Source organism: Lysinibacillus sp. IITD104 (assembly GCF_036698265.2).
Taxonomy (GTDB): Bacteria; Bacillota; Bacilli; order Bacillales_A; family Planococcaceae; genus Lysinibacillus; species Lysinibacillus boronitolerans.
The window spans coordinates 1,349,118-1,374,966 of record NZ_JBAHYH020000001.1; the positions used below are offsets into that span (position 1 = coordinate 1,349,118).

A 25,849-nucleotide genomic window follows, 5' to 3' on the forward strand; every position below is an offset into this window, starting at 1 on the left:
TAAAACATGTTAGTATCATTAGAATGGTTAAAAGATTATATCAATACACAGGACTTAGCACCTGAGCTATTAGCAGAAAAAATTACACGCTCTGGGATCGAAGTAGATGCAGTAATTGATCGTGCTAATGCTATGGATAAAGTTGTGGTTGGTTATGTAGTCTCTAAGGAGAAACATCCAGAGGCCGATAAGTTAAATATTTGCCAAGTTGACGTTGGCGAAGCAGAGCCTCAACAAATTATTTGTGGTGCACCAAATGTTGATGCTGGCCAAAAAGTCATTGTTGCTCGACCAGGTGCACATTTACCAGGTGGCATTAAAATTAAAAAAGCAAAACTTCGCGGCCATGAATCGAACGGAATGATTTGTTCCTTACAAGAGCTTGGAATCGAAGGAAAGCTTGTGCCTAAGGCATACTCAGAAGGTATTTTCGTCCTACCAGCAGATGCAGAAGTAGGCTCAGATGCACTGGCTATATTGGGCTTACGTGATACCGTATTGGAGTTAGGTTTAACACCAAACCGCTCAGATGCCCTTTCAATGCTTGGTGTAGCCTATGAAGTAGGTGCCATTCTTTCAGAGGAAATCCAATATCCAGAAATTGTATATCAAACTACTAGTGAAAAAGCACAGGATTACCTAAAGCTTCATGTAGAAGATTTACAAGCAAATCCTATGTATGTGGCAAAAGTAGTGAAAAACGTAAAAATCGGTGAATCACCAATGTGGCTTCAAAATCGTTTAATGGCTGCAGGAGTCCGTCCACACAATAATGTGGTGGATGTAACGAACTATGTATTAATGGAATATGGTCAACCTCTACATGCTTTTGACTATGATAGCCTAGCAACAGGTGAAATCGTTGTTCGTAAAGCAACAGAAGGTGAAAAAATTACAACATTAGATGACCAAGAACGTACATTAAAAGCTTCAGATTTAGTCATTACAAATGGCAAAGAGCCAGTAGCAATTGCTGGTGTAATGGGTGGTGCTAATTCAGAGGTAACAGATTCAACAACGACTGTTGTCATTGAGTCAGCCTATTTTGATGGTTTAACAGTGCGTCAAACGTCTCGTCATCTTGGCCTACGTTCAGATGCATCGGCTCGTTTCGAAAAAGGGGTAGACCCAAACCGTGTCTTACCAGCTGCTGAACGTGCTGCCGCTCTACTTGCCGAATTAGCAGGCGGTGAAGTATTAGAAGGTACATGTTTAGTAGATGAGTTAGATAAAACACCAGCGCGAGTAGTCGTTTCCCCAGATTTTATTAATGAGCGCTTAGGTATGAAGATTGCATTAGAAGATATGCTTTCTATTTTAGAGCGTTTAAAATTTGGTGTAGAGGCAGCAAATGGTTTATTAATCATCGATGCACCAACACGCCGTCAAGATATTAAAATTGAAGAGGATATCGTGGAGGAAATTGCACGTCTTTACGGTTATGATGAAATCCCAATGACATTACCAGAAGGTGCAACACAAGTAGGTAATTTATCACCTTACCAAGCAAATCGCCGTGTTGTTCGTCAATACATGGAAGGTGCTGGTTTGTATCAAGCAGTGACATATTCATTAACATCAGATGCATTGTCACAACGTTTTGCCTTAAAAGCAGAGCCAGTAACTCGTTTACTTATGCCAATGAGTGAGGAGCGTTCTACATTACGTCAAAGCCTTATTCCTCATTTAATCGAAGCAGCCGCATATAATGTTGCTCGTCAAGCTGAAGGCGTGGCTTTATATGAAATTGGTTCCGTATTCCTTGGTCAATCAGATGAGGGGCAACCATATGAGGAAGAGCATGTGGCAGCTGTACTAACTGGCAAATGGCTAGACCATGCTTGGCAAGGCGAGAAAAAAGCCGTAGATTTCTTTGTGCTAAAAGGTATCGTCGAAGGTGTCATTGGCAAACTTGGCTTAGAAAATCGCATGACATTTGTGAAATCACAAGTGGATGGCTTACATCCAGGACGTACGGCTAGCATTTTATTAGATGGCGAGCAAGTCGGCATTATCGGTGGACTTCACCCTGCTGAACAAAAAGCATGGGGTGTAAAAGATACGTATGTGATGGAAATGAATTTAGTGGCGCTATTAAATGCAACGGCACAAGAAGCACCACTTGCTTACACACCAGTACCTCGTTTCCCAGCTATGTCTCGTGATATCGCACTTATTATGGACCGTACTACAACAGCGGGCGAAGTAATGGAAGCTATCGATACAGCGGGTGTGAAATTATTAAAAGATATCCGCGTATTCGATGTTTACGAAGGGGAGAAAATGGAACCAGGTAAAAAATCGGTTGCCTTCTCTCTCACATACTTTGATCCAGAACGTACTTTAACGGACGAAGAAGTAGTGGCTGCACATAACAAAGTGTTAAAAGCCATTGCTACGATTGCAGGCACAGAAGTACGCTAATATATGAAAAAAGACTGTCTAATGAGGCAGTCTTTTTTTGTTTGAGAATGGTGAAGATGATGATCTAAAAGGTGAAGAATCTGCTCAAAAGAAAGTGTGGAGTGAGCCAAAAAGTTAGGAAAGTGCTCATATGGGGAACTACAAAAAGGAATAATACAGTCATAGAGATTAGACAATTCTACCAGAATCGAATCTACTAAAAATATAGACTGAAAGATATTCACAAAAATTATTAAAAAACTAAATTTAGTGCAGCAAAGTTGATCAAAAAATTAGTTTCGTAAATAGTCTAGGAATGGATAATTTTCCTTGCTATAGTCATTTGAAAAAGGAGTGATGAAATGTTTATTAAACCATATGAGGAAGCGAAAATGACATTAGGTTTGCGAGCTTTAGTGAGAAGACTCATACCAACTCATCCATCTCTTGATCAAATGAAGAGGGAGTTATTACAGGCGGAAGCAGGCGAATACGGTGAAAAATTTATTATGAAACAACTGGAGAAATTAACTTTTACGAAGAATTTCCAAATTTTACATAATATCACTTTTCAGCATCCATACTCATTACAGTTAGATGTTGTGGTGATAACACAATATGAAGTAATAATTATTGAAAGTAAGAATATTGAGGAGAAGTAGAATTAAAAAATCGACCACGTCAAATGATTCGGACTCTTGAAACAGGTGAACAGCGTGTATTTCATCATCCTGAAGTGCAGCTCGAGGAATATGTATATAATTTAAAGGGATTTTTCAAGCAACATCAAATTGAAGTACCTGTCAACGGTATCATTGTTTTTCCTTTTAATAATGCACGAATCAATTATGAAGATGGATTATTTCCAGTATTGATGGCAAGAGAGTTAACGAGCTTTTTGCAACAACGTCCAATGAAGACAAAAACTATAGATTGTCAATATATTAGTGCATTACTTGTGCAACACAACAAACCATATGAGAGGTTTCCTCTAAGTCGATACTATGGGATAGAGGTTGATGCGATTCAAACAGGCGTGATCTGTCCAAAATGCGAATTTGGACAGATGCATTGGCTTAAGATGAATTGGACCTGTTCCAGCTGTCATTATACGAGTAAAAAGGCACATTTATCTGCTCTGCAAGATTATGGGATGCTCATCAATAAAAAGATTACGAATGCACAAGCCCAGCATTTTTTACAGTTAAACAATCGCCATACAATAAAAAGAATGCTAATGGCTAGTTGTTATCGGGAATCGGAATTAAAAAGATCAAGAGATTATCAAATTTTTTTATGACCTTTATAAGAATACTAGAAGCGGTTTATCTAATTGGAGATCTGCTCCCAAAGGTGCCAGAAGCGCTCATCCCAAATAGGAAACCGCTCCAAAAGGTGCCAGAAGCGCTCATCCCAAATAGGAAACCGCTCCCAAAGGTGCCAGAAGCGCTCATCCCAAGTAGGAAAGCGCTCCAAAAGGTGTTAGAAGCGCTCATCCCAAATAGGAAAGCGCTCCAAAAGGTGCCAGAAGCGCTCCCCCAAATATAAAACCGCTTAAAAAGGTTCCTAAAGCGCGCTCACGCTCCTTAGGAACCCCAAAAAATCTTTTTTAAGCAACCAGTATTACGATTTACTTCATCTTGCGTGCTTTATCAGTGTTGGCGAAATGCCATTTTGTAATGGAGCGTAGAAATTCTTCTCCTTGATTACGCCAGATTCGGGCTGCTTGCACATCTACCTTGTTAGAGGCGCCCTTCATTAATGTAAGCCCTGCAATATCACTCAAACGGTCCATTTCCTTTAAAAAGGCAGCACGAGCTAAAATAGATGCTGTAGCCACAGCTACATGTAATTGTTCTGCTTTAGTAGAAAAGTAGACATTTTCTTGTACTAGTTCACGTTCACTTTTTAAATAATTATAATAGACACCACGTTCTGCAAACTGGTCAATTAAAATAAATTCAGGTTTTTCAGGTGCCATTTTAGACAGGGTGTTTTGTAGGGCCTTATTATGCATCATGGCTTTCATTTTACCTTGAGAATAGCCCTTCGCTTGTAAGTTGTTATATTTCTCGTTGCGTAAGACGAGAACACTATGAACACAGGCTGCACGTAAATCAGGCGCAATTTTTCGCATATAATCATCTGTTAGCATTTTTGAATCTTTTACGCCAAGCTCATTTATGAGTTCAATTTTGGAGGTAGGCACATATACTGCCGCTACTGTTATTGGACCGAAATAATCACCTGTGCCTGTTTCATCTGAGCCTAAGACAGACATTGTTGCGAAATTGTTAGGCAGTACATCCCCTTTTGCCCCGATAGAGGAGGGTGGAGTAGCAGCTTTTTCAATAGTTCCCCAGCGCGCCGCCTCGCGTTCAGCACCGCCCCCCTGGAACATTAATTTTCCTGATTTATACATAGTTATGGCTGTATCTGGTAGTTTTGCCGCAAAAATGACTCCTGGAGCCTTTCGTTCTATAAAGTGCGGTCCATAGTAAGCCATCACCTCTTTTTGAATATTTGTTGAAATGGAAAGCACAATATTTGCCATTTAATCGTTCCTTTCTGTCCTCATTGTTCACAATTTTATACCTTTCATGGTATGATAATAAATAGCTTTTTTGTGTGATGGTGCTCACAAGCCTCTAAAATCATGTGTGCATCGAATTTATAGGAGGGTGCGACTATGGAAAAACAAGAAAAGAATAAAATTTCTGTTGAAATATATGGTCATACATACAAAATGGTCGGCTCTGAATCCATTGGCCATATGCGACTTGTTGCTTCGATTGTTGATGACCGTATGCGCGAGATGAACGTACATAATCCCTCACTTGATAGCACAAAACTTGCTGTTCTGACAGCAGTAAATACAGTTCATGATTATTTACTATTAAAAGAACGAATGGAGCAATTAGAAGAAGAATTGAAAAAGTTAAAGGGTTGAAGAGAATGTTAGATTTAATCATATTAGTGGTACTGTTAGCTGGTATAGGCGTCGGTGCAAAACGAGGTTTTATTGTACAGATGATGCATATTGTCAGCTTTGTAGTAGCCCTAATTGTTGCGTATATTTATTATAAGCCATTAGCACAAAAATTTGTATTTTGGGTTCCATATCCAGGCGTCACTGACACAGGTAGCCTTGGCGTTGTCATTGATAGTCTAGATTTAGACCGTACCTTTTATCGGGTAATTGCCTTTGCTGTTATTTTCTTTGCAGTAAAAATAACGTTGCAAATCGTGGCATCGATATTTGATTTTATCGCTTATTTGCCTGTACTAAATACAGTGAATCGTTGGCTTGGGGCGTTACTTGGCATGATTGAAAACTATTTAATTATGTTTATTTTGCTATATGTGTGCGCCTTATTACCAATAGATGCCATACAAAATTTAATGTCGAAGTCATTGTTAAGTGGTCTGATGTTGGAGCATACACCGATTATTACAAAGATGTTCCAAAACTGGTGGTATATTTATATGCAATAGTAACTGTGCACTTCTCTCTGTCTTGAGGGAAGTGTTTTTACGATAGGAGGAATTACCAATGAATAAAAAAACAATTATTCGCACACTCGAAAAAATTGCTTTATATATGGAACTACAGGGAGAAAATCCATTCAAGGTATCAGCCTTTCGAAAGGCAGCGGCAGCACTAGAGGGGGACGAGCGTTCATTAAGCGAAATGGATGATGTAACAAAACTCAAAGGGATTGGCAAGGGTACTGCGGCTGTAATAGAGGACTTAATGGCAACAGGTGAATCGAGTTTGTTAAAGGAGCTAGAAGAGATTGTACCTAAAGGGTTACTGCCATTGCTAAAATTACCTGGTTTGGGAGGAAAAAAAATTGCGAAACTACACCAAGAGCTTGGTATTGACTCTGCCGAAAGCTTGAAGGCTGCTTGTGAGGCAGGGAAAGTACGTGAATTAGCTGGGTTTGCTGTAAAAACGGAGGAGAAGATTTTAAAGGAGCTAGCCAATTTAGCAAATCGTTCAGAACGACTACCAATTTGGCAGCTTGAGCCTGTGGTTTTACAAATTGAGGCGCTTCTAGGTAGTATGAAGGAAGTAGACCGGTTTTCAGTTGCTGGGAGTTTCCGTCGAGCGTTAGAAACTAGCAAAGATATTGATTTTATTGTTGTGACAGAAGCAGTTGAGGAAGTACGAGAAAAGTTGTTAAATAGCTTGGCCATTCAAGAAATAGTGGCGGCGGGGGATACAAAAATTTCGGTGATTTTAGACTTAGATGAACCAGTTAGCGTTGATTTTCGTTTAGTGAAGGACAATGAATATGCGACTGCGTTGCATCATTTCACAGGTTCAAAAGATCATAATGTTCGTATGCGGCAAATTGCCAAAGCCCGTGGTGAAAAAATAAGTGAATATGGTGTGGAACAAGAAGATGGTACTGTTTTAACGTTTCAAGATGAAGCGGCATTTTTTGCTCATTTTAATCTACCTTGGATTCCACCAAGCTTACGTACTGGAACAACAGAATTTGATAAAACAAATATAATTCAAAAATTAGTTCGACTAGAGGATATTAAAGCTGATTTGCATATGCATACGACTTGGTCGGATGGTGCATACTCTGTTGCAGAAATGGGCGAGGCGTTACTAGCACGGGGCTATCAATATAGCGTTATTACAGACCATTCGCAATTCCTAAAAGTAGCAAATGGATTAACGCCAGAGCGCTTAGAAAAGCAGCGTGGAGAAATTGAGGCGTTTAATGCGGCACATCCAGATTTTCATTTGTTTAAAGGGACGGAGATGGATATTTTACCAGACGGTTCCCTTGATTTCGAAGATCAGGTGTTAAAAGAGCTCGATTTTGTTATTGCTTCCATTCATTCTAGTTTTACACAATCACAAGATAAAATTATGGCACGTTTACTAACAGCAATGCAAAATCCCTATGTTCATATGATTGCCCATCCGACTGGTCGAATTATTGAAGACCGTGATGGTTATAATCCTGATATGAAACAGTTAATTGCCTGGGCCAAGGAATATGGTAAAATTTTAGAGTTAAATGCAAATCCGTATCGTCTCGATTTATGTGTAGAACATTTAGAAATGGCCTGCGCTGCAGGTGTGCCGGTAGCCATCAACACAGATGCTCATGATATTACGCATTTACGTTTTATGGATATTGGTGTTCGCTATGCAAATAGAGCATGGTTACCGAAAGATATGATTGTGAATACATGGACGCGTGAACAGTTTGAAGCGTTCATACGACGAAATAAATAGGCTGAGGAGGTGTTCTCAGTGATAGCAGATCGCGCATTGAAAACACTAGAATACGATAAAGTTAGGCAACAAGTGGCTTCCTATTGTACTTCCTCTATTGGTAAATCTGCCATTGAGGAGCTTGTGCCACAAACAGATTTTGATAAAGTAGTACAATTATTAGAGGAAATGGATGAAGGATTATCCATTTTGCGTGTGAAGGGTAATGTACCAATGGGAGGCATTTTCGATGTCCGTCCCTCTGCCAGACGTGCTCAAATAGGAGGCATGTTAGCAGCAGTAGAACTAATGGAAATTTCGAGCACGATTCGAGCAAGCCGAATTTTGCGCAATTTTATTGAAGATTTAGAAGCCGAAGAAGTGATTGCTATTCCTCATTTCATCTCCAAAAAGGAAGCAATGCCTGTCTTAACAGGGCTGCAACATGAAATCAATAACTGTATTGACGACAATGGAGCTGTCTTAGATTCTGCTAGTCAAACATTGCGCTCTATTCGCCAATCTTTGCGTGCTGAAGAAGGGAAAGTTCGCTCTAAGCTGGAAAGTCTAATTCGTGGAAGTAATGCAGCAAAAATGCTTTCGGATACACTTGTGACAATTCGTAATGATCGCTTTGTTATTCCTGTAAAGCAAGAATACCGTCACCATTATGGCGGGATTGTCCATGACCAATCTTCTTCTGGTCAAACCTTATTCATTGAGCCAGATTCTGTTGTCCAAGCAAACAATGAAATTCATCGTTTGAAAATGAAGGAGCAGGCAGAAATTGAACGTATTTTACTAGCATTAAGTGCAATGGTGCAAGAAGTAGCATCAGATTTATTTAACTTAGTGAAGGTATTAGGTGATATCGATGTCATTTTAGCAAAGGGTAAATATGGCCAAGCCAATAAATGTACAATGCCTAAAATGAATCAGAATGGCTATATCCGACTAATACGAGCGCGTCATCCACTGTTACCTATAGAATCAGCTATTCCCAATGATATTGAATTTGGTAAAGATATTACAGCTATTGTCATTACAGGTCCGAATACAGGTGGTAAAACGGTGACATTAAAAACGGTTGGCTTGTGTACATTAATGGCGCAAGCAGGATTACCAGTGCCAGCATTAGATGGCTCAGAACTTGCTGTATTTGAGCAATTATTTGCCGATATTGGTGATGAGCAATCAATTGAGCAGTCACTTTCTACGTTTTCGTCCCATATGGTCAATATTGTAGACATCCTACAAAAATTTGATCACGAATCACTTGTTCTTTTTGATGAGTTAGGGGCAGGTACTGATCCACAGGAAGGGGCAGCCTTAGCCATCTCAATCTTAGACGAAGTACATGGGCGCGGTGCTCGTGTAATGGCTACAACACACTATCCTGAGCTAAAAGCTTATGGCTATAATCGACCAGGTGTAGCCAATGCCAGTGTAGAATTTGATATTGAAACGTTGAGCCCGACCTACCGTCTACTTATCGGTGTGCCTGGGCGCTCAAATGCATTTGAAATTTCCAGTCGTCTCGGTTTACCTGAATCCATTATTGATCGTGCTAAAGGCTTTACTGGAACCGATCGACATGAGGTTGAATCGATGATTGCCTCATTGGAAGAAACACGTCGCCAATCCGAAGATGATGCAGAGCGTTCGCATGCATTACTATTAGAATCAGAGACATTGCGTAAAGAGCTTCAAGATAAATTGCAAGCCTATGAGGAGCGCAAAGAGGCGCTTGATAAGAAGGCGAAGGAAAAGGCGCGTAAAATTGTTGATGAAGCGAAACGTGAAGCAGAAGCGATTATTGCGGAGCTTCGAGAAATGCGTAAAAATGCGGATCAAGTTGTCAAGGAGCATGAATTGATTGAAGCACGTAAACGCTTGGAAGAAGCAACACCACTTGAAGACAATAAAGTGCTAAAAAAGGCGGCACAAGTTAAAGCTCGTGCACAAAACTTAGTTGTCGGAGACGAGGTAAAGGTGTTAAGCTATGGTCAACGAGGTACTTTGTTAGAAAAGGTGTCGAATACCGAATGGGTTGTCCAAATGGGGATTTTAAAAATGAAAATCTCAGATAGTGATTTGGAGTATATTAAACCTGAAAAAGAGCCTGTATTACGAACAGCTGGTGTGAAAAATAGAAATAGTCATGTGAAATTAGAATTAGATTTACGTGGTGAACGCTATGAGGATGCAATCGTAAGAACAGAGAAATATATTGATGATGCATTACTCTCTAATTATGGTCGTGTATCCATTATTCATGGAGTTGGTACAGGGGCGTTACGTCAAGGTATTCAAAGCTATTTGAAAAAGCATAAGCGCGTAAAATCCTTCCGTTTTGGTGAAGCCGGTGAAGGGGGCTTAGGCGTCACAGTTGTTGAATTGAAATAAGCTATAAAGGGGACGGAGAAAAATGCTGAATTCTGGCTTTTGGCGATATCCAATTATCGAAACGGCAGGATATTTTAGTGTTGTAGTATTATGTTTAGTCGTCTCGATGGCATTGTTCGAAGTCGTTACGAAATATAAAAATTGGGAAGAAATTAAAAAAGGTAATGTCGCTGTGGCACTTGCAACGGGGGGGAAAATACTAGGGATTTGTAATATCTTCCGCTTTTCCATTGCACGTCATAGCACATTAAGTGAAATGATCGGCTGGGGCCTTTTTGGCTTTACATTATTAATTGTAGCGTATTTCTTATTTGAATTTATGACACCTCGTTTTAACGTTGATCAAGAGATTGCCAATGATAATCGCTCAGTTGGTTTCATTTCCTTTACCATTTCAGTCGGTCTTTCGTTTGTAATTGGGGCAAGTATTGCATAGGAGTGTCATGACATGGAAAAATTAGCAAAAGTACTAATCGTTGTCTGTATTGCATTTTTGGCAGTAGGTGTCTACTATATGTTAACGGTTTAAAAAAACGCATTCTCTTTATGAGAATGCGTTTTTTATTTATTAAACATTACATAAAATTCTACTACAACCTATTAATTTTCTCTCATATAACGCTATTAAAGGGTAGAACAAATTATTTTTATAATATAGGAATATGGTGATTATTTTTTTATGGAGTAAGTCAAGAATGAATGAGTATTCATAAGGTCTATTCAAACAAATCCCGATAAATACCAATCATATTAATGTTGTAAATTGCATAATAATTAATCGAAAATGCATTTATTTTCTATTTTCTGTTTGAAACTGTATTTCTTTTTCATTATAATAAATATAAGAATTGACAAAGTTTGGGACAAAGGGGAGAGGACGTATGACAGCAAAACCATGGCTAGCAAATTATCCTGAAGAAGTACCATCGTCTTTAACGTTTGAGGAAATTCCAGTGCAAGAGTTTTTGACACGTGCCTATAAAAAGAATCCATCCAAAGTAGCGATTCATTTTATGGGAAAGGATTTGACGTACACCGAGCTATATGAGTCAGCTTTAAGGTTCGCAAACTATTTACAAGCACTAGGTGTGGAAAAGGGAGATCGAGTAGCCATTATGCTGCCAAACACGCCACAAAGTGTAATCGCTTACTATGGTGCCATGTATGCAGGTGCTGTTGTAGTACAAACAAATCCACTTTATACTGAACGTGAGCTTCAATATCAAATGGGTGATTCAGGAGCAAAGGTTATTCTCGTAATGGATATTTTATATCCAAGAGTCATGAAAATTATGAAAGAGACAGCACTTGAAAATGTCATTGTGACAGCTATTAAAGATTATTTACCATTCCCAAAAAATTTAGTCTATCCATTTATTCAAAAAAAGCAGTATGGCTTTAGTGTCAAGGTTGAACATAGCGGTCAAAATCACTTGTTTACAGAAATAATGCGCTCAGCACCGATTAAGCTAATTGACAATATGCCATTTGATTTTGAAGAAGACCTAGCACTCCTTCAATATACGGGTGGGACAACAGGTTTCCCAAAAGGCGTTATGCTGACACATAAAAATTTAATTGCCAATACAACAATGTGTGATGCTTGGATGTATAAATGTGTTCATGGTGAAGAAACCATTATGGGCATTCTACCATTCTTCCACGTTTATGGAATGACTACTGTTATGCTTTTATCTGTATTCACTCAAAATAGAATGGTGCTTTTACCGAAGTTTGATGCAGAGACTGCTTTAAAAACGATTGATAAACAGAAACCAACACTGTTCCCCGGCGCACCAACCTTATACATTGGCCTTTTAAATCACCCAGACATTGCGAATTATGATTTATCATCTATTAAGGCATGCCTAAGTGGCTCTGCTTCATTACCGATTGAAGTGCAAGAGAAGTTCGAGGCCGTTACTGGTGGAAAGCTAGTAGAAGGATATGGATTAACTGAAACCTCTCCTGTAACACATGCTACGCCAATTTGGGGTAAGCGGGTGATTGGCTCGATTGGTTTACCATGGCCAAATACAGAAGCAGTTATTTTACGTACAGGGGATACAGAAGAGCTACCTATTGGTGAGGTGGGTGAAATTGCTGTTAAAGGACCACAAGTAATGAAGGGCTACTGGAACCGTCCAGAGGATACAGCTGCGACATTTGCTGACGGTTGGTTTTTAACAGGTGATCTTGGTTATATGGATGAGCAAGGCTTCTTCTATGTAGTAGATCGTAAAAAGGATTTAATAATAGCTGGTGGCTTTAATATTTATCCTCGTGAAGTGGAAGAAGTGTTGTATGAACGTGAAGAGATCCAAGAGTGCGTAGTGGCAGGCATACCTGATCCGTATCGTGGTGAAACAGTAAAAGCTTATATTGTGTTAAAAGAAGGATATTCGATTACTGAGGACGAATTAAATAAATATTGTCGTCAGCATCTAGCGGCTTTTAAAGTTCCGCGTTATTATGAATTTAGAGAAGAGCTGCCAAAAACAGCTGTAGGAAAAATTTTACGTCGTACGTTAGTTGAAGAAGAAAAAACAAAATTAGCGAATAAAGAAGCGAAATAAATACGTGTGAAAGTATTGACAAGCAATGCTGTAAAATATAATATGAAAATATGAATGAATGACCATTCATATTTTCATATTTTTTTAGGTTCACACGTCATATCGACGTGCGCATGTTTTTTAGGTGGTGATATAAAAGTGAAACGAGATAAGCCAAAATATAAACAAATTATTGATGCAGCTGTCATCGTTATTGCGGAGAATGGGTATCACCAAGCGCAAGTATCGAAAATCGCCAAACAGGCAGGGGTGGCCGATGGAACAATCTATTTATATTTTAAAAATAAAGAAGATATATTAATTTCTGTCTTTAATGAAAAAATGGCTGTTTTTGTAGAGTCATTACAAGATATAATAGAAAATGGGAGTACGTCTAAAGACAAACTTTCACGAATGATAGAAAATCATTTTAATGTTCTAGCGACAGATCGATACCTAGCAACTGTCACACAATTAGAGCTTCGCCAGTCAAACAAAGACTTACGATTAAAAATTAATTCAGTATTGCGTGAGTATTTACAGCTACTTGATCAAATTTTAATCGAGGGTATGCTTACAGGTGAGTTCAATCAGACGATGGATGTACGCTTGGCACGACAAATGGTTTTTGGAACAATTGATGAAACTATTACGTCGTGGGTTATGAATGACTATCGATATGATTTGATGGAACAGGTTCCAAAGGTTCAGGCGTTAATCCTGAACGGCATTAAAGCTTAAAAGGATGTGGAGAAATGGAATTTCTAAGTTGGAAAGTAGAAGATGGAGTAGCGATTATTACAATTGCACGTCCACCAGCAAATGCATTATCTCGCGGTATTATTGCAGAAGTTAACGCTGTACTAGATGCTGTAGAACACGATGATGCTGTAAGAGTCCTTGTACTTCATGGTGAAGGCCGTTTCTTCTCTGCAGGGGCAGATATTAAAGAATTTATTGGGGTAGAATCTGGAGAGGAATTTACAAAGCTAGCTAGCAACGGGCAACAGGTTTTTGAGCGTGTTGAATCGTTTTCTAAGCCTGTCATTGCAGCTATCCATGGTGCGGCATTAGGCGGAGGCCTAGAGTTAGCGATGAGCTGTCATATGCGATATGTCACTGAATCTGCAAAACTTGGTTTACCTGAATTACAACTAGGGCTTATTCCTGGTTTTGGTGGTACACAGCGTTTACCACGCTATGTTGGTGTAGCAAAGGCTGCTGAAATGATGTTTACAAGTGAACCAATCTCTGGTACCGAAGCTGTTCAGTGGGGCTTAGCGAACCGTGCATTCTCAGATGAAGCACTGCTAGAAGAAACGTTAAAAATCGCTAAGGGCATTGCTAAGAAAAGTCCAATCGCTTTAAAAGCGGCTATTCAAACATTGCAATATGCAAAACATGCATCATTCTATGAAGGCATTGAAGCAGAGGCGAAATCGTTTGGAACAGTATTTGTTACAGAAGATGCCAAAGAGGGAATTCAAGCATTCATTGAAAAGCGTGAGCCTGTGTTTACTGGCAAATAATTTTCCAAATGTCGATAGCAACCTTCAGTATGTTATCGGCGTTATCGAAACTGAAAATATATAATATTTATAAGTTTACTTAGAATTATAAAACGTTCCAGGAGGTATGGATATATGAACATTTTTGCATTAATTAAACGTACGTTTGATACAGAAGAAAAAATCGTTGTGTCGGGTGGTAAAATCCAAGAGGACGGCGCAGAATTCATTATCAACCCTTACGATGAATATGCCATTGAAGAGGCGATCCAAGTTCGCGATGCTGCTGGTGGGAAAGTAACAGTAGTGACAATTGGTGGCGAGGATGCAGAGAAGCAATTACGTACAGCACTTGCTATGGGAGCAGACGAAGCAGTGCTTATTAATACAGAAGATGATTTAGATGAGCTGGACCAACATGCAGCAGCTTATCTACTAGCAGAATACTTAAAAGATAAAGATGCAGATTTAATTTTAACAGGAAATGTTGCGATTGATGGTGGTTCAGGGCAAGTTGGTCCACGTGTTGCTGATTTATTGGATATAAATTATGTAACAACGATTACGAAACTTGAAATTGACGGAACAACTGCGAAAATTGTTCGTGATATTGAAGGAGATTCAGAGGTAATTGAAACTTCTTTACCGTTATTAGTAACTGCTCAGCAAGGTTTAAATGAGCCTCGTTACCCATCTCTACCAGGTATTATGAAAGCGAAAAAGAAACCGCTTGCAGAGCTTGAGTTAGATGATTTAGATATCGATGAAGATGATGTAGAAGTGAAGATTGAAACAGTTGACATCTTCTTACCAGCTCAAAAAGCAGCAGGTCGTATTTTAGAGGGTGACCTATCTGCACAAGCAAAAGAACTGGTAAATCTACTTCACACAGAAGCAAAAGTTGTTTAATTATTGGATGTCAATCGAATCTTAAAGGGTAACGGAGGGAATATGCTATGTCAAAAAAAGTATTAGTATTAAGTGAAGTTCGTGAAGGAAGCTTACGTAATGTTTCTTTCGAAGCAATTGCAGCTGCAAAACAAATCGCTGATGGTGGCGAAGTTGTTGGGGTACTGTTAGGGGATGCTGTAGCAGGTTTAACAGGTCCATTATTTGAATATGGTGCTGATCGAGTAGTAACAGTGGAACACCCACATTTAAAACAATATACATCTGATGGCTATAGTCAAGCACTATTGGCTGTTATCGAGCAAGAGCAACCAGCTGGTATTGTCTTTGGTCATACAGCAAATGGGAAAGATTTATCGCCAAAAATTGCAAGTAAACTGCAAGCAGGTTTAGTATCTGATGTCACTGCTATTGAAGGTGCAGGCGATGATGTGGTATTCATCCGACCAATTTACTCTGGTAAAGCTTTTGAAAAAGTAAAAGTGAAAGAAGGCATTGTTTTAGCTTCTATTCGTCCAAATAACATTACACCTTTAGAGAAAGCAGAAGGTAAAACAGGGGATGTGTCTGCAGTCGCTGTAGAGATTACAAACCTGCGCACAATTATTAAAGAAGTTGTTCGTAAGTCTTCAGAAGGTGTAGATCTTTCAGAAGCAAAAGTAGTTGTTGCTGGTGGTCGTGGCGTGAAGTCAGAAGAAGGCTTCGAGCCATTAAAAGAGCTAGCAGATTTACTAGGCGGTGCAGTTGGTGCATCACGCGGTGCATGTGACGCTGAATATTGTGATTACTCGCTTCAAATCGGACAAACAGGTAAGGTTGTAACACCAGATCTTTATATTGCAGCAGGTATTTCAGGCGCAATTCAACATTTAGCTGGAATGTCCAATTCAAAAGTCATTGTTGCCATTAATAAAGATCCAGAAGCAAATATTTTCAAAGTAGCGGATTATGGTATCGTTGGAGATTTATTTGAAGTTATTCCGCTTCTAATTGAAGAATTTAAAGCATTAAAAGTGAACGCATAATGCAGATGCAGGAAGGGATACCCTTCCTGCTTTTTTATATTGGTTTCCTTTTCAAGAAGCACTATTTGAAAATTATCGCAAAATAAAATATTGACATAATTAACGATAGACATTATAGTGATGGATACATTAATGATTTGAAACGCAAAGATTAGGAGTAGTAAAAGCTCATTATTCGGTGAAGAGAGCTGCGGGTTGGTGCAACGCAGACCAATAAGACTTTGAACTTGCCTAGGAGTGGTAACACAAATGTAATTATCAGATTATTCCATTTGTTTGACGATTAACCTTCGTTACAAGGTTTTAAGCTGGGTTCTCATGAACCAATTAGAGTGGTACCGCGGTTTGCTGATAGCATATCGTCTCTTCTTTCATTTGATGATGAAGGAAGAGATGGTATGCTTTTTTGATTTTTTAGGAGGTAAGAAAGTGGAAAAAAACAAGCAACAATTGACAAGAACAATGACCTCGCGTCATATCACGATGATGGCGTTAGGTGGTGCCATTGGCGCGGGATTATTTAAAGGAAGTAGTGCAGCCATTGATATGGCAGGACCATCTGTGCTGATTGCGTATTTAATCGGAGGCATTATTTTATTATTTGTCATGCAAGGCTTAGCAGAAATGGCTGTACGTAATAAAGAAGCAAGAACCTTTAGAGATTTAGTGCAATCAGTGTTAGGCAAATACCCCGCTTATTTCCTGGATTGGATTTATTGGAAAATGTGGGTTTTAAATATTGCGGCAGAATCTGTCGTTGCAGCTATCTTTATTCAATATTGGCTACCAGATTATCCAATTTGGATACTCGCACTTTCTGTTTCAGTGTTAGTAACAGCCATTAATTTACTATCCGTAAAAATATTTGCAGAAACAGAATATTGGCTAGCATTAATCAAAATTACCGTTATTATTGTCTTTATCATTGCAGGACTTATTTTATTGCTTGTTACGTTTGGAAATCATAATGCTGTTGGTTTTGCTAACTTAACAGAGCATGGTGGGTTTTTCCCTAATGGCTCGACGGGATTAATTGCAGCTATGCTTGTAGTTATCTACTCTTATGGCGGGACAGAAATCATCGGGATTACATTAGCTGAAACGAAAAATCCTGAAAAAGTAGTGCCAAAAGCTGTTCGCAGTACATTAGTACGTATTGTTACTTTTTATTTACTGCCATTCTTTATTATCGTAAGCTTGATTCCTTGGAATGAAGTAAATGGGGTTCCTGAAAGCCCATTTGTCATGGTTTTTAAAATGGTGGGTATTCCAGGGGCAGACCATATTATGAACGCTGTTGTTTTACTTGCCATTATTTCATCAATGAATTCTGGACTGTATGGTTCATCACGCGTACTCTATACACAGGCTGTAGATGGACGGGTGCCTAAAATATTTGCTTATTTATCGAAACGAAAAGTACCAGTATATGCAATTTTAATGTGTACTTTAGCGATGTATCTAGGGGTCATTTTATCTTTATATGCGGGAAGCAAGACCTTTGATTTTCTAATGGGATCACTTGGTTATACTGTGTTATTTATTTGGTTAATTATTGCGATTGCACATTTAAAATCACGTAAAAAACAAGCAAAGCACACAAGTGCCTATGAAGTAAAATGGTTCCCTTATACAACTTGGGTAGCTATACTAGCGTTAAGTGCGATTCTCATCGGGATTATTTTTACCACATCAATTATTGTGACAGGCATTACGTTAGCTATTTACCTTTTTATTACGTTAACCTATGTATTGAAAGGTCGTTATCAAGACAATTAATGGCTGTGATTTGATTTTTCGATATAGATTTGCATAAAAAATACATTGTAGGCAGATTGTTCGCTCAAGTGAATTTATCCATGCTATACTACAGTCATAGTAAGTTTAAGGAGGATTTCAAATGGCAATTGTACATGCAACAGATGCTACGTTCCAGGACGATATTAAAGAAGGGTTAGTACTAGTAGACTTTTGGGCTGCTTGGTGCGGACCATGTAAAATGATTGGGCCAGTTCTTGAAGAAATGGACGCTGCGGGTAGTGCGGCTAAAATTGTAAAAGTTGACGTTGACAATAACCAAGGTACTGCAGCTCAGTATCAAATTATGTCAATCCCATCTTTACTATTATTTAAAGATGGAGAATTAGTTGACAAAACAGTAGGCTTCCAACCAAAAGAAGCTTTAGAAGCATTTATCGCAAAACATGCGTAATGAATGAAGTTCACAAAGCCGAGCCATCAATAGATGTGTTCGGCTTTTTTTCGTTATATAATAAAGAAAATAACTAACATTATTCTAATGAGGGGAATTTTTACTTAGGGGGCAGGTAGGTAATGAATGATTTAATCAAACGAAAACTGGATATTTTACCAGATCAGCCTGGCTGCTATTTGATGAAGGATCGACAAGGGACAATCATTTATGTCGGTAAAGCAAAAGTTCTGAAAAACCGTGTCCGCTCTTATTTTACTGGAACACATGAAGGGAAAACGCAAAGGCTTGTAGGTGAAATAGAAGATTTTGAGTATATTGTGACGTCATCCAATATTGAAGCACTTATTTTAGAGCTGAATCTCATCAAATTACATGATCCAAAATATAATGTCATGTTAACGGATGATAAGACCTATCCATATTTAAAAATTACGAATGAAAAACATCCTCGTCTAATTACGACACGGAAGGTAAAAAAGGATAAGGCTAAATATTTTGGTCCTTATCCAAATGCCTATGCAGCAAGTGAAACAAAAAAGCTATTGGATCGATTGTATCCGCTGCGTAAATGTGTACAATTACCATCGAAGGTTTGCCTGTATTATCATATGGGTCAATGCTTAGCACCATGTGTGAAGGAAATTAATGGTCAGGTTTATCAAGATATGATTGAGGATATGACGAAGTTTCTAAATGGTGGTGTGGAGGCAGTCAAAAAAGAGCTTGAAGCTAAAATGCTAGCAGCTGCAGAAAATCTGGAATTTGAGCGAGCGAAGGAATTCCGAGACCAAATTGCCCATATTGATACGGTTATGCAGAAACAAAAAATAGTTTCAAGTGATACAACAAATCGAGATGTATTTGGCTATGCAGTGGAAAAAGGATGGATGTGTGTTCAGGTTTTCTTTGTGCGCCAAGGTAAGCTGATAGAGCGTGATGTCTCGATTTTCCCGATCTATCAAGATGCAGAGGATGAATTTTTAACTTTTGTTGGACGCTTTTATGAAAAACCAGAGCATATTAAGCCAAAAGAAATCTTTATTCCACAAGCCATTGATGCAGCTATCTTAACTGAATTATTAGAGATCAAAGTGCTTACACCGAAAAGAGGTCAAAAGAAGGAATTGGTTGAATTAGCAACCAAAAATGCCGAAATTGCTGTGGCAGCTAAATTCCAGCTAATAGAACGCCAGGAGGAACGTACCATTGGTGCTTGTGAGGCACTTGGTGAAGCAATGGGTATTAGTACACCTTTACGAATTGAAGCTTTTGATAATAGTCATATGCATGGAACGGATGCAGTATCTGCCATGGTAGTGTTCATTGATGGGAAGCCTGCGAAAAAGGAATACCGAAAATATAAAACACGTACAGCAGCCAAGCATGATGATTACGGTGCAATGCAGGAGGTTATACGTCGTCGCTATATACGTGTTTTAAAGGAAGGTCTCCCATTACCAGATTTAGTCTTAATTGATGGTGGTAAGGGGCAAATGGAAGTAGCCCGTGAAGTACTAGAAGATGAGCTAGGTCTTGTCATACCGATTGCTGGTTTAGCAAAGGATGATAAGCATAATACATCTCAGCTATTGTTTGGTGATCCACCAGAAGTGATTAGCTTGAAACGTACAAGTGATGGCTTTTATTTATTACAACGAATTCAAGACGAAGTTCACCGCTTTGCTATTACATTCTTGCGTCAACAGCATGAGAAGCATGCCATTCAATCTGTATTAGATCATATTGAAGGGGTAGGACCAAAACGAAAGCAACAGTTGCTAAAACATTTCGGTTCAGTCAAAAAAATTCGAGAGGCGAGCGAGCTAGCATTACAGGAGGCTGGGATGCCCGCTAATTTAGCAAGCCAAATTTTTAGCTATTTTCAGCAACAATCATTGTCAAAGGAATAGGCATGTGCTATGGTTATAAATAACATTGTTTTCAATGTTATGGAGAGCCAACTGCGTGACTAGTTTGTTTACGCTAAAGCTTAATGAATTGAATACATTCACTTTAAAGTGATGATAGAGGTGCAAGGTTCAAGAGTAACACGATGGAGGATGGACAAATCCAAAGATATTGTGTGAAAGGGGAGCTTGCCGAAGTACAGTATTGTTGTTCCATTGCTGTACTGGTTTTGCATTTAAGAAATGTAAGACTGTCGATTCTAAACGTTTCGGAGAGCTATCACACATGCGCAAGTTACGATTATTGTACATGTTATAGGCAGCTTTCACGTTATGTGGAGGCTGCCTTTTAGTTTTTCTAGAAACCCATAATTAGGTGAAATACATGAACTGGAAGGGAGAACGAAAGAATGGCTAAAATCGTGATGAAGTTTGGAGGAGCTGCATTAGGTTCCACTGAACAAATCCAAGAGGCTGCTCGGAAAGCGATTGCTGAAAAGGACAAAGGTTTTGATGTAGTGGTGGTCGTTGCAGCGATGGGACTCACTTTGAAAGAGATGAAAATGATGGTACATCAACTAACAGACGATGTATCGAAACGAGAATTAGATGCAGTTTTGTCAACAGGCTCTCAATTATCTAGTGCTTTATTAGCCATCGCCTTACAGGAAGCAGGCTATAATGCTGTGTCTCTAACTGGATGGCAAGCTGGTATACATACGGACGGTATGTATCGACATGCACGAATCGACTATATAGATGTTAGTCGAATGGAAGAACACTTTACACAGGGACAAATTGTAGTCATTGCAGGAGAACAGGGGATTGACGAAGAGCACAATATTACCATGCTTGGGAAAGGTGGAGCTGAAACAGCAGCTGTAGCACTTGCTGTATCATTGGAAGCGGAGAGAGTTGATATGTATACAAATGTGGACGGTGTTTATACAGCAGATCCACGTTATGTTACAAATGCCCAAAAGCTACAGGAAATATCCTATGATGAAATGTTGGAATTATCTAACTTAGGATCTCATATCATACATCCACGTGCGGTGGAGTTAGCGAAGAAATTTCAAATGCCTGTTATTATACGCTCAAGTTTAGTTGAATCAGTAGGCACTTTATTGAAGGAGGAAGTAGAAATGGAAAAAAATTTAGTCGTTCGTGGTGTGGCATTTGAATCGGATATTATTCGTTTAACAGTAGGGTATGATGCTTTTTCCAATGCTTCATTAGCAGACATATTTACGGTTCTTGCAGAGAACCGTATTAATGTAGATATAATTGTCCAAGCCATTATTGATGGGTTGAAGCCAACTGTATCGTTTTCCATTTTAAAAGAGGAATTTGCGGAAGCATTACGTGTGTTAGAGGAAAGTAAATTATCACTCGGATTTAGTTTTGCTGACTTCGAAATTGGGCTAGCAAAAGTTTCTATCATAGGTTCAGGCATGGCTTCTAATCCAGGCGTTGCTGCTCGTATGTTTGATCGGTTACGTCGTGAAAATATCCCTGTAAAAATGGTAAGTACCTCTGAAATAAAAGTGTCCGTTGTTGTCCCACAGGATGATATGATCAAAGCAGCTAATGCTCTCCATGATGAGTTTAATTTAGAGCAAGCACTTTACATATAATAATAGAAGAAACAGCATTTTATGTAATTGACCGAAATAAAAGGAAGAAAAAAGAAGGATTGTCCTCCCATTCTTTAATGGGAGACAATCCTTTTTAATTATTCTAAGGGAATGGTATTCATAATACGTTCTTTAACATCCCATTTGACTGTAAACATGACGTATTGTTGCTTTTCCCGTTTTTCATTATAGCATTCTGTCAGGTAGCCTTTCGCTAGTTGAATTTGCTCTGCTATAAATCCTGCTTCAAGTTTAAAGCTACGTTGCTTAATTTGCAGAATTTCAGGGTCATTTGTCAACTGGAAAATGCGTCCATCTTTTGATTCCTTTATGAGTTCTAATGTACCCCAGCAGGCATCTGCGAAAAATGCGATAAGTTCATCTTGACTTTTACATGGGAACTTGCGAGCAAGCTCCTTACCTGCCCAATAAAGGACATCATCTTCATGTTTACCGAGTATAGAAGATAGAATATGATCACGAATGATCTCATAGCCAAATGATGAGATTGTAGGAGATGGAGTGTTTAACATTGTTATCCTTCTTTCTTAGAATTTTCTTAAAATTTAACGGTAATAAAGTAATGATAGATTTTTCGAGAAAAAACGACGCATCATGTACTAGATTAGTTCTTTAATAAGCTCTATGAAAAACTCCGAGTTGCCTTGACGCTCGTAGCTCTTGAGAGTACAATAAACATGTCATAATATTGTACCATGATGAAATACACAGTCAATGAAGTATCATTTACAAAATGATGACTTCTTTTGTTGTGCTATTTTAAGTACTAAGGGGGGTAACAGTCTTGTCGAAAGATCGAGAGTTTTTATGGCGTCGCTTACATTCTCTACTTGGGATCATTCCAGTAGGTCTGTTTTTAACGATGCACCTGTTCATTAACTTTACAGCAACAGGCGGGGCAGAAAGTTACAACGATGCTACCGCAGTAATGGAAAAGATTCCATTCCTTATCCTAGTTGAATGGATTGTCATCTATATTCCATTAATGTTCCACGCATTCTATGGTGTCTACATTGCATTCACTGCTACACCAAACACAGGACGTTTCAGCACGTACCGTAACTGGATGTTCTCTTTACAACGTTTTACTGGTGTATTCTTAGTGATATTCATTGCATGGCATATTTTCCAAACTCGTATTCAAAAAGCACTTGGCACACACGTTGATTACGACATGATGGCGAATATCGTTGCTAATCCATTCATGCTTGGATTCTACATTGTTGGTATTTTATCAGCAACTTTCCACTTATCTAACGGTTTATGGGCATTCCTAGTAAGCTGGGGTATTACACAATCTCCTCAGTCTCAAAAGATCGCTACTTACGTAACAAACATTCTTTTCGTAATTCTAAGTGTAGTTGGTGTGGCTGCTATTTTAGCTTTCGTATAATTCAATAGAAGCTACGATAGAGCACATGCAATCATTGCAATTTTTTAAGAGGAGTGAGAAATAATCATGGCGAAAAGCAAAATAATTGTTGTCGGCGGTGGTCTTGCCGGTCTGATGGCAACGATTAAAGCAGCTGAAGTTGGTACTGAAGTTGATTTATTCTCATTAGTTCCTGTAAAACGCTCACACTCTGTTTGTGCGCAAGGCGGAATTAATGGTGCGGTAAATACTAAAGGTGAAGGGGATTCTCCATGGATCCACTTTGATGATACAGTATATGGTGGGGACTTCCTAGCGAACCAACCACCAGTAAAAGGTATGTGTGATGCAGCACCTGGCATTATTCACTTAATGGACCGTATGGGTGTTATGTTCAACCGTACACCAGAAGGACTTTTAGATTTCCGTCGTTTTGGTGGTACTTTAATGCACCGTACAGCTTTCTCTGGTGCAACAACTGGTCAACAATTACTATATGCGCTAGATGAGCAAGTTCGTTCTCATGAAGTAGCTGGTTTAGTAAATAAATATGAACACTGGGAATTCCTTGGTGTTATTATCGATGAAGACGGCGTTTGTCGTGGTATCGTAGCGCAAGATATGCGTACAGAAGAAATTAAATCATTCCGTGCAGACGCTGTTATTATGGCGACTGGTGGCCCTGGTATTATCTTCGGTAAAACAACAAACTCTGTTATTAACACAGGTTCTGCTGCTTCTATCGTTTATCAACAAGGTGCTTCATATGCGAATGGTGAATTCATTCAAATTCACCCAACAGCGATTCCTGGAGATGACAAAAACCGACTAATGTCAGAATCAGCTCGTGGTGAAGGCGGTCGTATTTGGACTTATAAAGACGGTAAACCTTGGTACTTCTTAGAAGAGAAATACCCAGCTTATGGTAACTTAGTACCACGTGATATTGCAACACGTGAAATTTTCGACGTTTGTGTAAACCAAAAACTTGGTATCAATGGCGAAAACATGGTATACCTAGATCTTTCTCATAAAGATCCACATGAATTGGACGTTAAACTTGGTGGTATCATCGAGATTTACGAAAAATTCGTAGGTGATGACCCACGTAAATTACCAATGAAAATTTTCCCAGCAGTTCACTATTCAATGGGTGGATTATGGGTTGACTACAATCAAATGACTGAAATTCCTGGTCTATTTGCAGCAGGTGAATGTGATTACTCTCAACATGGTGCAAACCGTCTTGGTGCAAACTCACTATTATCTGCTATCTACGGTGGTATGGTTGCAGGACCAAACGCAGTAGATTATGTAAAACATCTTAAAAAGCATGCTGAAGATCTTCCACAAGAGATTTACGATGCACGTGTAAAAGAGGAACAAGCGAAATGGGATGCTATCATGAAAATGGAAGGCACAGAAAACGCTTACTTACTGCATAAAGAGCTTGGTGAAATGATGACTGCTACAATGACTGTAGTACGTTACAATGATCAGCTTGAAGATACATTGAAAAAACTTGATGAGCTTACTGAGCGTTGGAATAATATCAACATCAATGATACGCAAAAATGGAGCAACCAAGGCGCACACTTTACACGTCAGCTTAAAAATATGTTAGTGCTTGCAAAAGTAATGACAAAAGGTGCACTATTACGAAATGAATCTCGTGGTGCACACTATAAACCTGATTTCCCTAACCGTGATGATGAGAACTTCTTAAAAACAACAATGGCGAAGTTTGACCCAGCTACTGGTAATCCAATCATCACGTACCAAGAAGTCGACGTTTCATTAATCCCACCACGTAAACGCGACTACTCTGCGAAAGGAGACTAAAAGTTATGCAAATCGCAGCTAATACTGGAAGAATGGTCAAAGTGGAAATCTTACGTCAAGATACACAAGGCGGCAATAGCTACTGGCAAAAATTCCAAGTGCCTTACCGTCATGGTATGAACGTAATTTCAATTTTAATGGAAATTCAAAAAAATCCTGTTACTGAAGATGGTGTAAACACATCACCAGTATCATGGGATATGAACTGTTTAGAAGAAGTTTGTGGTGCATGTTCAATGGTAATCAATGGCCGTCCACGTCAATCATGTTCTACACTAGTAGACCAATTGACAGAGCCGATTAAATTGGAGCCAATGAAAACATTCCCTGTTATTCGTGACTTACAAGTTGACCGTGAACGTATGTTCAATGCACTTAAAAAAGTGAAAGCATGGGTACCAATCGATGGTACGTATGATTTAGGTGAAGGTCCACGTATGCCAGAAGGTAAACGTCAATGGGCTTATGAATTATCTAAATGTATGACTTGTGGTGTATGTATGGAAGCATGTCCAAACGTGTCTGAAAAAGCTTCATTCATCGGACCAGCTCCATTATCACAAGTACGTCTTTTCAACACTCACCCAACAGGTGCAATGATTAAAGATGAACGTTTAAATGCGATTATGGGTGATGGCGGCCTTGCAAACTGTGGTAACTCTCAAAACTGTGTTGCTGCATGTCCAAAAGGTATTCCTTTAACAACATCTATCGCTTCATTAAACCGTGCAACTACTGTGCAAATGTTCCGTAACTTCTTCGGTTCTGACCACTATGTAGACTAATATACGGACAAGAACTCCCTTA

Annotated in this window: 22 protein-coding genes, 1 riboswitch and 1 other annotated feature; of the genes, 20 read left to right on the forward strand and 2 right to left on the reverse strand. The window is 38.9% G+C overall.

Annotated elements, in window-relative coordinates:
* The first annotated feature begins 6 nt into the window (after positions 1-6).
* The 3 genes from pheT to V1L66_RS06865 all read left to right on the forward strand — a co-directional run bounded on the left by pheT (position 7) and on the right by V1L66_RS06865 (position 3,703).
* The gene (gene pheT / locus V1L66_RS06855; RefSeq protein ID WP_333005108.1) at positions 7-2,424 is read left to right on the forward strand and encodes a phenylalanine--tRNA ligase subunit beta; all 2,418 of its coding nucleotides are present in this window, start codon (positions 7-9) and stop codon (positions 2,422-2,424) included.
* A gap of 341 nt (positions 2,425-2,765) precedes the next feature.
* Positions 2,766-3,065, forward strand: a complete 300-nt coding sequence (locus V1L66_RS06860; protein ID WP_333005110.1) for a nuclease-related domain-containing protein — start codon at positions 2,766-2,768, stop codon at positions 3,063-3,065.
* Between the two features lie 23 nt (positions 3,066-3,088).
* Positions 3,089-3,703, forward strand: coding sequence for a hypothetical protein (locus V1L66_RS06865; protein ID WP_333005112.1), 615 nt, complete (start codon positions 3,089-3,091; stop codon positions 3,701-3,703).
* A gap of 330 nt (positions 3,704-4,033) precedes the next feature.
* On the opposite strand, the gene rnhC is transcribed toward V1L66_RS06865, so the two are convergent.
* Positions 4,034-4,957: a ribonuclease HIII gene (gene rnhC, locus V1L66_RS06870; RefSeq protein ID WP_036078288.1), complete on the reverse strand. Its 924-nt coding sequence runs from the start codon at positions 4,955-4,957 to the stop codon at positions 4,034-4,036.
* A 135-nt stretch (positions 4,958-5,092) separates the two neighbouring features.
* Here rnhC and zapA point away from each other — a divergent pair, with 135 nt between their 5' ends.
* From zapA to V1L66_RS06940, 14 genes are all read left to right on the forward strand, one after another.
* Complete coding sequence (gene zapA / locus V1L66_RS06875; RefSeq protein WP_016991554.1) at positions 5,093-5,353, forward strand: cell division protein ZapA; 261 nt, start codon at positions 5,093-5,095, stop codon at positions 5,351-5,353.
* 5 nt (positions 5,354-5,358) lie between these two features.
* Positions 5,359-5,898 carry a CvpA family protein gene (locus V1L66_RS06880; protein ID WP_016991553.1) on the forward strand — a complete coding sequence of 180 codons (540 nt, stop codon included), beginning with the start codon at positions 5,359-5,361 and terminating at the stop codon, positions 5,896-5,898.
* Positions 5,899-5,956: 58 nt separating this feature from the next.
* Positions 5,957-7,666: a DNA polymerase/3'-5' exonuclease PolX gene (gene polX, locus V1L66_RS06885; protein WP_333005115.1), complete on the forward strand. Its 1,710-nt coding sequence runs from the start codon at positions 5,957-5,959 to the stop codon at positions 7,664-7,666.
* 18 nt (positions 7,667-7,684) lie between these two features.
* Positions 7,685-10,051 (forward strand): endonuclease MutS2, encoded by a 2,367-nt coding sequence (locus V1L66_RS06890; protein ID WP_036078285.1) that lies wholly within the window; start codon positions 7,685-7,687, stop codon positions 10,049-10,051.
* 22 nt (positions 10,052-10,073) lie between these two features.
* Positions 10,074-10,487, forward strand: coding sequence for a DUF350 domain-containing protein (locus V1L66_RS06895; protein WP_008179180.1), 414 nt, complete (start codon positions 10,074-10,076; stop codon positions 10,485-10,487).
* Between the two features lie 445 nt (positions 10,488-10,932).
* The gene (locus V1L66_RS06900) at positions 10,933-12,627 is read left to right on the forward strand and encodes an AMP-binding protein (protein ID WP_333005120.1); all 1,695 of its coding nucleotides are present in this window, start codon (positions 10,933-10,935) and stop codon (positions 12,625-12,627) included.
* A gap of 54 nt (positions 12,628-12,681) precedes the next feature.
* Positions 12,682-13,347 (forward strand): TetR/AcrR family transcriptional regulator, encoded by a 666-nt coding sequence (locus tag V1L66_RS06905; RefSeq protein WP_374116308.1) that lies wholly within the window; start codon positions 12,682-12,684, stop codon positions 13,345-13,347.
* Positions 13,348-13,361: 14 nt separating this feature from the next.
* Entirely contained in the window at positions 13,362-14,135 is a 774-nt protein-coding gene (locus V1L66_RS06910) for an enoyl-CoA hydratase (protein ID WP_016991550.1), read from the forward strand.
* A gap of 114 nt (positions 14,136-14,249) precedes the next feature.
* A complete protein-coding gene (locus V1L66_RS06915; protein ID WP_333005121.1) occupies positions 14,250-15,023 on the forward strand; it encodes an electron transfer flavoprotein subunit beta/FixA family protein in 774 nt (257 codons plus the stop codon).
* 47 nt (positions 15,024-15,070) lie between these two features.
* Positions 15,071-16,048 (forward strand): electron transfer flavoprotein subunit alpha/FixB family protein, encoded by a 978-nt coding sequence (locus V1L66_RS06920; protein WP_016991548.1) that lies wholly within the window; start codon positions 15,071-15,073, stop codon positions 16,046-16,048.
* Between the two features lie 138 nt (positions 16,049-16,186).
* Positions 16,187-16,418 (forward strand) — a binding site (T-box leader).
* A 23-nt stretch (positions 16,419-16,441) separates the two neighbouring features.
* Positions 16,442-17,827: an amino acid permease gene (locus V1L66_RS06925; protein ID WP_409072245.1), complete on the forward strand. Its 1,386-nt coding sequence runs from the start codon at positions 16,442-16,444 to the stop codon at positions 17,825-17,827.
* A gap of 121 nt (positions 17,828-17,948) precedes the next feature.
* Positions 17,949-18,260 (forward strand): thioredoxin, encoded by a 312-nt coding sequence (gene trxA, locus V1L66_RS06930; protein ID WP_004226420.1) that lies wholly within the window; start codon positions 17,949-17,951, stop codon positions 18,258-18,260.
* 122 nt (positions 18,261-18,382) lie between these two features.
* Complete coding sequence (uvrC, locus tag V1L66_RS06935; protein WP_016991547.1) at positions 18,383-20,173, forward strand: excinuclease ABC subunit UvrC; 1,791 nt, start codon at positions 18,383-18,385, stop codon at positions 20,171-20,173.
* A 107-nt stretch (positions 20,174-20,280) separates the two neighbouring features.
* Positions 20,281-20,458, forward strand: a riboswitch (Lysine riboswitch).
* 122 nt (positions 20,459-20,580) lie between these two features.
* Positions 20,581-21,807, forward strand: a complete 1,227-nt coding sequence (locus tag V1L66_RS06940; protein ID WP_333005128.1) for an aspartate kinase — start codon at positions 20,581-20,583, stop codon at positions 21,805-21,807.
* Between the two features lie 98 nt (positions 21,808-21,905).
* Here the strand turns inward: V1L66_RS06940 and V1L66_RS06945 are convergent, their stop codons facing one another.
* Positions 21,906-22,340, reverse strand: coding sequence for a YslB family protein (locus V1L66_RS06945; protein ID WP_016991545.1), 435 nt, complete (start codon positions 22,338-22,340; stop codon positions 21,906-21,908).
* A gap of 272 nt (positions 22,341-22,612) precedes the next feature.
* On the opposite strand from V1L66_RS06945, the gene V1L66_RS06950 reads away from it, so the two are divergent.
* From V1L66_RS06950 to sdhB, 3 genes are all read left to right on the forward strand, one after another.
* Positions 22,613-23,221 carry a succinate dehydrogenase cytochrome b558 subunit gene (locus V1L66_RS06950; protein WP_004226428.1) on the forward strand — a complete coding sequence of 203 codons (609 nt, stop codon included), beginning with the start codon at positions 22,613-22,615 and terminating at the stop codon, positions 23,219-23,221.
* Between the two features lie 66 nt (positions 23,222-23,287).
* Positions 23,288-25,042 carry a succinate dehydrogenase flavoprotein subunit gene (gene sdhA / locus V1L66_RS06955; RefSeq protein ID WP_004226429.1) on the forward strand — a complete coding sequence of 585 codons (1,755 nt, stop codon included), beginning with the start codon at positions 23,288-23,290 and terminating at the stop codon, positions 25,040-25,042.
* A gap of 5 nt (positions 25,043-25,047) precedes the next feature.
* Positions 25,048-25,827: a succinate dehydrogenase iron-sulfur subunit gene (gene sdhB, locus V1L66_RS06960; RefSeq protein ID WP_004226431.1), complete on the forward strand. Its 780-nt coding sequence runs from the start codon at positions 25,048-25,050 to the stop codon at positions 25,825-25,827.
* Positions 25,828-25,849 lie beyond the last annotated feature (22 nt).